The organism is Wolbachia endosymbiont of Pentidionis agamae (genome assembly GCF_036711655.1).
GTDB lineage: Bacteria > Pseudomonadota > Alphaproteobacteria > Rickettsiales > Anaplasmataceae > JAZHPY01.
Window position 1 is genome coordinate 1 of record NZ_JAZHPY010000035.1, and the last position, 10,926, is coordinate 10,926.

Annotated in this window: 7 protein-coding genes; 4 read left to right on the forward strand and 3 right to left on the reverse strand. The window is 30.3% G+C overall.

Annotated features, from left to right (window positions below; all coding sequences use genetic code 11):
- Positions 1–1,875: glycine--tRNA ligase subunit beta (gene glyS / locus V6U76_RS02840; RefSeq protein WP_333023510.1), on the forward strand; the 1,875-nt coding region annotated here is incomplete at its 5' end.
- Between the two features lie 318 nt (positions 1,876–2,193).
- Here glyS and V6U76_RS02845 read toward each other — a convergent pair.
- Positions 2,194–5,151 (reverse strand): hypothetical protein, encoded by a 2,958-nt coding sequence (locus V6U76_RS02845; RefSeq protein WP_333023511.1) that lies wholly within the window; start codon positions 5,149–5,151, stop codon positions 2,194–2,196.
- 117 nt (positions 5,152–5,268) lie between these two features.
- Here V6U76_RS02845 and gatB point away from each other — a divergent pair, with 117 nt between their 5' ends.
- The 3 genes from gatB to V6U76_RS02860 all read left to right on the forward strand — a co-directional run bounded on the left by gatB (position 5,269) and on the right by V6U76_RS02860 (position 8,035).
- Positions 5,269–6,705, forward strand: coding sequence for an Asp-tRNA(Asn)/Glu-tRNA(Gln) amidotransferase subunit GatB (gatB, locus tag V6U76_RS02850; protein WP_333023513.1), 1,437 nt, complete (start codon positions 5,269–5,271; stop codon positions 6,703–6,705).
- Between the two features lie 71 nt (positions 6,706–6,776).
- Positions 6,777–7,112: an alpha-amylase domain-containing protein gene (locus V6U76_RS02855; protein WP_333023514.1), complete on the forward strand. Its 336-nt coding sequence runs from the start codon at positions 6,777–6,779 to the stop codon at positions 7,110–7,112.
- Positions 7,113–7,195: 83 nt separating this feature from the next.
- The gene (locus tag V6U76_RS02860; protein WP_333023515.1) at positions 7,196–8,035 is read left to right on the forward strand and encodes a hypothetical protein; all 840 of its coding nucleotides are present in this window, start codon (positions 7,196–7,198) and stop codon (positions 8,033–8,035) included.
- A gap of 71 nt (positions 8,036–8,106) precedes the next feature.
- On the opposite strand, the gene argS is transcribed toward V6U76_RS02860, so the two are convergent.
- Both argS and glpX read right to left on the reverse strand, forming a co-directional pair.
- Positions 8,107–9,813 (reverse strand): arginine--tRNA ligase, encoded by a 1,707-nt coding sequence (gene argS / locus V6U76_RS02865; protein ID WP_333023516.1) that lies wholly within the window; start codon positions 9,811–9,813, stop codon positions 8,107–8,109.
- Positions 9,814–9,858: 45 nt separating this feature from the next.
- The gene (gene glpX, locus V6U76_RS02870) at positions 9,859–10,791 is read right to left on the reverse strand and encodes a class II fructose-bisphosphatase (protein WP_408647416.1); all 933 of its coding nucleotides are present in this window, start codon (positions 10,789–10,791) and stop codon (positions 9,859–9,861) included.
- Between the last annotated feature and the right edge of the window lie 135 nt (positions 10,792–10,926).

A 10,926-nucleotide genomic window follows, 5' to 3' on the forward strand; every position in this document is an offset into this window, starting at 1 on the left:
GGACCTGGCACATCCGTTTCACAGAATGTCTTAGAAGCTTTTTTAAATAAAGTTTGTAAAGAGAAGAAAGATCTATTTATAAAAAAGGTAAATGGCTCAGATTTTTATTTTGTAGAAGAATATAATTATTTATCAAATGTAAAAGAAATCTTAAAAAGTAAATTAGAAGAAATGTTAAGAACTTTTCCATGGCCAAAGAGTATGAGGTGGGGTGAAGTAGAAGAAAAATGGGTACGTCCAATAAAAAGTATCTTATGTATTTTTGATGATGAGGTAATCCCTTTGTATTTTGCAAGATCTACAGCCTCGCGTGTAACATACGGTCATCGTTTTTTTACAAAAAGTAAAGAATTAATTGTATATAAAATAAAAGATTATTTTGAATTACTTGATAAAAATCAAGTGATTTTAGAACAGGATAAGAGAAAGAAATTTATATTAGATCAGATTATTGAGTTTACAAAGTTACATCGTTTAAAATTTGAGAATAGTGATTATAGTAAGTATTTGTTAAGTAAGTTAGCTTGTTTATTAGAAAAACCAATAGTTTTATTTGGTAAAATCAACCTGGAAGTATGCTCTCATTTACCTAAAGAAGTAATAACTAGTATAATAAACATACAGCAAAATTACCTTGCTTTTAGTGATGAAAATCATAACATTTCGCATTTTGCAACTGTTGTTAATGTTAGTAATAAAAAGATTATTCAAGGATATGAAAAAACATTAGAATCACGTCTTGCTGATGCAGGATTTTTAATATCTCAAGATAAAAAGAATAATCTAGACTATTATGTCAATAAACTAGATTCAATATCATTTCATGCTTTCCTTGGTAGTATAGGGGAAAAAGTAAAACGTATTATAGCCTTATCAAAGTACATAGCTATATGGATTCCTTATGCCTCCTTAATTAAAGTAGAACGTGCTGCATATCTTGCTAAAGCTGATTTAGCTACTCTAATGGTTAGAGAGTTTCCTGAATTGCAAGGAATCATTGGAGGGTATTATGCTTCATATTATAATGAAGATAATGAAGTCATAGAGTCTATTATAGAACATTATGCTCCTGTGAATCAAAATCAGATGTGTCCATCATCACCGACAACAGTAGCACTATCAATTGCTGATAAAATAGATAATCTTGTTGGGTTAATCGCAGCAGGTGAAAAAAATTCAGGTTCCAGTGATCAGTTTGGGCTACGCAGAACTGCAATAGGTATAATTAGAGTTATTCTTGAAAATGATTTACATATACCAATAAAACTATTAATAGAAAAGTCTTTATCCTTGTATCCAAGATTGGTATCTAGTAAAGATTCAATGTTGACTAATAAGATTAATAAAAAACAGGTGTTAGAAATTGTATTAAAGCTTTGTTTAGAAAGATTTAAAACTATCTTAAAGAAAAAAAACATAAGAAAAGACATAATAGATGCTATTTTATGCAAAGATAATATCAATGATTTGCTAACTACTGAAAAGCAGATTTCTATATTAAATCACTACCTTAGCACTACTGAAGGTAGTAAAATTATGGTTAGTTATAAAAGAATTAGTAATATACTTAATAAGGCAGAAAAAGCTGACAAACCAACTCTATCTTATAATAGAAGGCTTTTAATTGAAAATGAAGAAATTGCACTCTCAGACTATTTAATTACTGCCAATGAGAATATAAAACAAGCGATAAAGAATAATCATTTTAATGCAGCTCTTGATGAATTAGCTAGCTTTTCCTCCATTGTTAATCAATTTATGGATAGTGTAAAAATTAATTGTAGTTCTGGTGAATTAAAAAAGAATAGGCTATCTATGATAGCTAATGTACTTTCTATCTTTCATCTAGTTGCTAATTTTGGTTTGATTGTGTGAATAGAAATTCACAGCCCTTGGAGATTATAAGGAATCAAGTTAAAAGGAATCAAGTTAAATTGATTACTCAGGTGTATATAAGATGACCTGAACATTCTAAAAATGAAGCTGAGGCTTTGATTCTTGAAGCTCAATTAATAAAATCTCTAAAGCTGAAAATAGCATTCCTGATATATAAGTGAGATGTCAGGAAGTAAGAAAATTAAAATGCACGTAATTGCTCTTTCTTAGTCACTCTTATTTTACATAATGTACATTATGTAATTTTGTTTTATACAAACTTACTCAATAAAAAGTAAGTTTGTATACCATTTCACATTAACGTTGTGGCGAACGTTGTGGCGAATTATTTTTTTCAGCTCTTTGTCTTTCAATTAAAGCTTTAAACTTATCTGAATCTAAAGAAATATCTTTCAAAGGAGAATAGCCACTCTCTTTAAGTTTACTTACGTCCAACGGTTTTAGATCAGCACTATCTATATCTATAGGCTCATAATATACACCACTTTTACCATCATCAACTTCTGATTTCATACCTTTACTTTTACTCTGCTCTTTTTGTTTTTCAAACTCCTCAAGTTTTTGTGCTGTTGTCTTTTGAAATAAATGAGCCTTTTCTTTTATTTCAGACATTAGTTTTTCATGCTCAGTAAGTTTCTTTACAGGAGCTTGCAAATTCTCAGATTTTTTAAGCAAGTTTCCCTCACTATGGAGTTTTAACTTTGTTTCTAATTCCTCTTTTAATCTTGAATCCATTTCTTCTGGAGATTCATGTTTTTCTGAAGATTTATTACATTGCCCTTTCTCATTAGACGTCAGATCATCATTCTCACGCTCTTGCTTCTGTCTTTCCGCTAATTCCCTTATTTTAGCTACCATAGAGAGTTTATGTTTAGAATTAAAAGAACTTGATAGATTTACTTCTAAATTCTTTCTTTTTTCATTATCAGATTCATAACCTTCATCTCGATTGTTAATTCTATCCAATGATCTTCTTAATTTATCAGCTCTAGAAAGGCCTGAATAATTTTTTGCACTTGCATTTTCTAAATCAGAAACATTTACTTTCGAACTACTTCTCTCCCTCTCCTCATCTTTTGATGATGATTGATAACTTGAATCCATTTCTTCTGGAGATTCATATTCTCCTAAGGATTCGTAGCCCTCGTCATTTTGATGTGATCTTCTCTCTACTGCTTCTCTCAAGTTATCTACCATAGATGAGCCTTTTGTCACAAGGCCAAAACTTATTTTTTGAGTATTTTTCTTCTCCATATTAGTATCTTCTTTATGCTTTTGGTTTTGTCTTAAATACTCCTCTAGTTCTTTATCTAAAATATTTTTACGCTCTTGACCTAATCTATCATTTTGTACATTATTTTCACGCTCTTGTTTCTGTCTCTTCGCTAACTCCCTTATTTTAGATGCCGTAGAGAGTTTTAGCTGAGGACTAGGAGCAATAGATTCATGGACTGGACTTTTTACATTAGTATTTCCACGTTCTCGATTGACCTGTCTCAATGTTCTCATTAATTTAGTTACTCTATTCTCTTTCCATCTTCTTATCTCTAAAGCTTCAAATAAAGAAAAGCTTCCTATTTTCATGTCTTTATTTGCAGCAACATCTATTTTACCTGATTCGTATTGCTCTAAATATTCATTATCTACTCTTACAGTGCCATCAGAACTAATATGTATTTTGATATTTTGTTCTACTCCATTTGCTTGCCACTTTAGATTCATTTCATATGAACCATTGCTAACAATATAATGTCTGCACCCTGTGTGAGAAACACAGACATGTATGCCACCTTCAATTGATAAACCAGAAATTCCATTACTTTTACAGAAATTATTATTTAAAAATTCACTAATTTTTATAGGATTATGATTCTTAAATTTTTCCTTAAATTTTACATTAACATAAGAACCATCAATGGAAATACTTTCAATATCTCCTTTTGTACAACAATTTTTCAAATTATTTCGCAATTCTTTTGTAAAATTTTCAATATTATTCTCTATCTTTTTTATTTCTTTCTTATCTAAAATACCATTAAAAGCATCTTTTATACCGTCATGGTATTCAGAACAGTGTTTTAATAAAAATTCTCCTATCTCTTGTATTTCTTTTTTATCAAGTTTATTTTCCTTAACAACTTCTGAAAAATTTTTCAGAATATTTTCTGCCTGTATTCTACAGCTAAATAAGCATTGAAACAACTCTATTTTCTCTTTAGCAGCTATAGGATAGGCAATAGCACTTTTTAGTACAGTTTGATCAAATGAACGGTTTTTGCCAGAAGGCTTGGTTAGAAAAATTGCACCAGAATCTCTGATTAAAGTCCGTAATTTTTCATGATTAACTTCTCTAACAGCATCAATAATATCTTCATTAGGTTGTATCAATAATGAAGGAGTAACATTTTTACATATATCTCTTATACTACTAGGCTGTTCAGTATCTTTACTTTGTTCAGGACTATAAGCACTTAATATCTCACCATTATCAAATATGTCTTGTTGTACATTATTTTCTACTGCTTCAACGCTTTCTTTGGAAATTGCCTGATTAAATTTTTGTTGAGAACCTGATAATATAAGATTATTGATTGCCTCTTCGTTTAGCTCTTCATATTTTTTTAAATGCTCTTCCCTGATTTTTATACAATGAAGCCTCTCTTCCATTTTACCATCATACTTGATTATCCCAATATTTTTTATGTCATCAATTAAGGCAGGATTATTTTTTTCTAAAAATTCTTTCCAATCTATCTCGGTAGGTGATAATCTTATTTGATCCATATGTTTAAACATCAGCTTAGCCATTTCAACAACTATTGGACCACAAGAACTAATATCATCTTGTTGTATGCTTTCTTTTATAGGGTCAAAAGCGAGAACTTTTTTTTGTCCTTTATCATCATTAAAAATAGCTTCAATATACCAGTGATTATTATCTTTATTTCTGATTAAAATAACCTCTCTATCTCCAAATTCTTTATTTATGTTTTCTTTTATCTTTTTTTCATCTATGTTACCTTTTTCATCAGATAAAATATATTCTTTACTTAAATTTTGTACAAGAATAACCGGTGTATTATCATTTTGACCATCTTTAGGTAGGTAGTCGTATAAAGCTGCAAGTATTCCTTCAGTATCATACCAACCTGTATCTTTGCTTTGACCTGTATCTTTATCTATATATTTATAAGACAATGCATCTTTTATTCTGCTATAACGTTCATTTTTTATGTTCATAGTATTTTGCCTCACTATTAATTCTATAATTATTATTTCACATGTATGTTAATTATGTGCTAATATTGGCTTCTTGTCAAGATTTGACTATATTACACAAGAAGATATACTTACTTATTTAAATAAGAACTAATGCGAACCAATGGCGAAAAGATAGTTTGGGAAATGGTTATTGGACTTGAAGTTCATGCACAAGTTTCATCCAATACAAAGTTATTTTCTTGTGCTTCAACTAAATTTGGCAATGAACACAATACTCAAGTTTCTTTGCTAGACGCTGCAATGCCAGGAACGTTGCCAGTGCTAAATTATTACTGCGTAGAACAAGCAATCAGAACAGGTCTTGCTCTGTTTGCAGAAATTAACCTAAATTCTTACTTTGATAGAAAAAATTATTTCTATCCTGATCTACCACAAGGATATCAAATAACACAGTTTTTTGAGCCGATAGTTAAAAATGGTAAGGTATTTCTTTGTGAAAACAATAAAGAAGTAAATATAATAAGGATTCATCTAGAACAAGATGCAGGCAAAAGCATCCATCACAAAGATAAGACGTACATAGATTTGAATCGTTCTGGTATTGCTTTAATGGAAATAGTTACTGCACCTGATATGAGATCATCTCAAGAAGTTGCTGAATTTATAAAAAAATTAAGACAGATTTTACGTTATGTTGGTTCTTGTGATTGTGATATGGAGAAAGGTTCACTTCGTTGCGATGCAAATGTTTCTATTCGCCCTCAAGGTACAATGGAACTTGGAACACGTTGTGAAATAAAAAATTTGAACTCTATAAAAAATATAATGCAAGCTGTAGATTATGAAGTACAGAGGCAGATTAAGGTTATAGAAAATGGAGGAAAAATTAATCAAGAAACTTTACTATTTGATGTAGATAGTGGAAAAACTAAGGTAATGCGAGGTAAAGAAGATGCAAGTGATTATAGGTATTTTCCTGAACCAGATTTATTACCTGTTACAATTACTCAAGATACTATTAATCTTATTATTAAGTCCATGCCCGAATTACCTGATAAAAAAAAACAACGTTATATTGAAGAATTTGGTTTAAGCGAATATGATGCTGGAGTGGTAATATCTGAAAAATCAATTGCTGACTATTTTGAGGTATTGGTAAAAAAACATGATGCAAAGTTTGCTGTTACTTGGCTCACTGTTGAGCTTTTTGGTCGTTTAAATAAAGAGAGAATAGACATCGAAAATTCTCCTGTTAAGGCAGCCAGTCTTTCTGAATTACTAGATTTTATTATTGATAAAACAGTTTCTAGTAAACTTGCTAAGCAGATATTTGATACTATGTTTGAAACAGGTAAATCTGCAAGAATAATCATTGAAGAGCAAGGCTTGAAACAAATAGCAAATGAGAATGAAATATCAGAAATTGTGAATCAAGTTATTCTCAATAACGAAGATAAAGTTCAGGAGTATAAGAGTGGTAAAATAAAATTATATGGATTTTTTGTGGGAGAAATAATGAAAGCCACACAAGGAAAAGCAAATCCAAGCTTAGTGAATTCAGTGCTAAGCAAAAGGTTAAATTCTTAATTTTCTTGACTTAAAAGAACTATTCCTTTATAATAGGAAGGTAATCTAAAATTAATTTGGTGAGGAAAGATATGAATAATGATTCTGTTGCATGTGGAAAAATAAAAAGCAGTGCTTCTACTGAAGATATATATGAAGAAATAAAAAGTAGTACTTCTAATGAAAATATATACGAAGAAATAGGAAATAATATTTCTGCTTCTTCTAATACTCAAGAAAAAGAAATAAAGAGTAGTATTTCTACTGAAAGTATATATGAAGAAATAGGAAATAATTCTTCTGCTTCTACTGTTCAAGAAAATGATTATGATGATGTAAGAATTTCACCACTAAAAGGAAGCTCTCAACTTACGGGAGTATCTGTGAAAGCTGGAATACTGAAAAAAATATTCAGAAACTTAATATAAGTTAATTATAGGATTAATACTTTTTTTTGTGCAAAATTAGGAATAGTGGTATTATAATCATCATTAATAATAAATGGTTATTTATGTTAATCCATAATAAAAAGTATGCATTAAATCGTCAGTTATTTTTTAAGGTAATAGAAGGAGTACAGGGAAAAGCACAACTACAGCAATTTGGAAAAGAAGTATCTTGTTTAATTGACCAAGGTGCTGATATTAACTTTAGAGTCAGTTTACCTCCATATTGCGGTTCTTACTATAAAAAAGCTACTTTACTAGATGTAGTTTTAAACAGGCATATAGATAGAGAATTAGATTATTATACAGAGTCACCAATATCAAATAGAGAAATAGAAATTGTTAACATTTTGCTAAACGAAGGGCTTAACCCATGTGCTAATGGCTACTCAACTAGTGACATTATAAGTCTTATTTTTCAACCCGTAAAACTTCTCAAGAAACAAAACTCTTATGATAAAGTTTCTGAACAAGCAATAAAATTATGTATGACTTTAGCACCTTACATAAAACTGAATGAATCTAAAATAGAATTGCGTTTTATGAGGTTAGTTATCTGTAATGGGTATAATAGAAATGTACTACAATATTTAATTAAAGAAACAAAATTTGATGTAAATACTAGAGATGAATTTGGAAGAATATTATTAGATTATGCATATCAATGTAATATTCTAGGCATGTATAATAGTTTAGAAATAATGGAATTACTCACTGAGAAAGGTGAATATATGGAGATTAAAGGACCATTAAATGAAAAGTCCCAATATTATCAAAACATACCAAAAAAGCTATCCAATATTTTCATACCTGATAGTGAAGAAGCTCACAGTGAACCACCAAACAGTAAAGTTAGTGATCCACAAGTTATAGTAGTGTATAAAAATAGTTGTATTATTAGTTAGTGGATGTTTAGTGATAATTCTTTTGCTTTTTTGAATATTACCCATAGTGTATATGCATTATAATAGAAAGGTCAATTCATTTCTTTTAGTGCTACAATATTTAAAACAGCAAATCCAGAAGCAATAACATGGGCTATAGCTTGTACAAGAAATATTCTTGCTGCAGTTAATTCAAGATTATCTTCTATTATAAATCTCATGTTTAAATTATTTCTCCCGTATCCCCATAAAACATGAAATGCTTCCGCAACTTCAAATAAATAAAAAGTAATTCTATGTGGCTCGTAAAGGCGTGATGAAATTTCAACTATTTCTGGCCATTTTGCTAAAACTTTGATTAAAGATATTTCCTCATCACAAGATATAAACGAGAGATTTGCAGGTGGTAGCTCTCTAGGTGCACGACGCATTAAAGAGTGTGCGCGAGCACTGGCATATTGCACATAAAAAATAGGATTATCTTTTGATTGTTCTTTTACTTTTGTAAAATCAAAATCTAACACCATATCATTTTTGCGAGTTAACATTATGAATCGAGTAATATCTTTTCCCACTTCTTCTACTACGTCTTTTGCTGTTAAAAAATTGCCAGATCTTTTAGACATTTTAACTGGCTTACCATTATCTAAAAAATTTACTATGTTATGTAATTTTATTTCTATCTTAGCTTGATTATTGCTAAGAGCTGCAACTATTGCCTTCAATCTTTTTATATAACCTCCATGATCACTACCAAGTTCTAATATTAAATGATGAAAACCACGTGATATCTTATCAAAATGGTACGCGATATCAGAAGCAAAGTATGTCCAGCTCCCATCTTCTTTCTTTAGTGCACGATCAGTATCATCACCAAATTTTGTAGAACGAAATATCATCTGTTTTCTTGGAACCCAATCATCACTTTCTTTACCTTTTGGTTTTTCTAAATATCCCTCATAAATTAAGCCTCTATTTGATAATATCTTTATACTTTCCTCAACCTTACCGCTCTTTTGTATATTAGATTCTGAAGTAAAAATATCATGAAAGACTCCAAGAGAATTTAAATCTTCTTTTATAAGATTTAAAATAGCATTTAAAGCGTGATCCCTAATTTTATTGTAATCAGGGTTATTCAAAAACATTTCACCATATTTCTGTACTAATTCTTTACCTATAGATTTGAGGTATTCTCCAGGGTACAACCCTTTTTCTACAGTAATTTTTTCCCCTAGAGCTTCTTTATACCTAAGATATACAGATTCAACTAATGTTTCTATCTGAGAACCAGCATCATTGATATAATATTCCTTAACAACTCTAAAACCTGCCTTTTTTAATAAATTTGCAAGCACATCACCAAAAACTGCCCCCCTTACGTGTCCAATATGAAGTGGCCCTGTCGGATTTGCAGATACAAATTCTACATTGATTAATTGATTATTACCTATATTTAGATTACCAAAATCAAGTTTTAATTCATTTATTTGTGCTAATACTTCATGCCAAACCTCCATCTTTAAATACATATTAATAAAACCAGGACCTGCAACTTCAGCTTTTAAAACCTCAGTAAATGATTGAAACTCTTCTGCCAAAATCTTAGCTATTTCTATGGGATTTCTTTTTTCATATTTTGCAAGCAACATAGCAACATTTGTATAGATATCACCATGTGCTTTATTGTTTGGAGATTCAACAACAAAATCTTTTATGCTAGCGCTCAAAATTCCATTTTGTTTAAGCTCATCTAATTTATTAGAAATAAGAGTAGAGATTCGTTTAAAAATATTCATTAGTTAAAAATTATAAAGACTATCATTTAGTATAACAGGCAAGGTCTACCTTACTTTATATATTCTATTCTTAATATGTTTTACTTCTCCAGGTAGTACAATTAATGAATCAGTATACCAACTTTTCTTGTCATATTTTATTCCATCTACAAGTTCTCCATCAGTTATTCCAGTTGTAATAAACGCTGATTCACCCCTTACCATATCTTCTATAGAATAAATCCTATCTATATCGTAGATATTAAAATCTTTCGCTCTTTTTCTCGACTCATCAGTATCGAATATTAACTTACCATCCATTTGTCCGCCTATAGAGCTAAGTGCTGCTGCTGCAATTATTCCTTCTGGAGCTCCACCTATTCCTATATACATATCATGATTATCGTTTATTAGAGAAACTACAGACACAATGTCTCCGTCATCTATTAATTTGATCCTTACTCCACACCTTCTAATTCGTGATATTAGCTCATTATGCCTGTCTCTTTTTAATATACTTACCACAAGCTCATCAACTTTACGATTTTTTGCTTTAGCTAAATTACTTAAATTTTCTTCAATACTATTTTTTAATGATACTATCCTTTTTGGTAGATTTTTTCCTACTGCTATTTTTTCCATATAAATGTCAGGTGCATGTAAAAAATTACCTTGCGCTGCTACGGCAAGAGTCGACATTGCTCCTTGCCTAAAATGTGCACAAAGCGTAGTGCCTTCAAGCGGATCAACTGCAATGTCAAGTTTCACGCCGTTTCCAGTGCCGACTTTTTCCCCAATATATAACATAGGAGCTTCATCCCTTTCACCTTCACCGATTACAATTGTGCCGTCTATTTCTAAAGAGTTTAAGGTTTTACGCATACTGTTTACTGCAGCTCGGTCAGCCTCTTTTTCATCACCTAAACCAGCAAATTTATACGCAGAAAGTGCTGCAGCTTCTGTAACTTTAATTAATTTACAGGCTAAATCTTCTATCATTCTACTTAGAATTTAAATGTAGAATATATATTTATCGGATTGAAAGTGCAATACAGAAATTGCGAAGTTAATGTAATGTAGTATTACATAATATGAAAATATTAGAGATGTATAAGCCCAAAGAATGGCTACTTA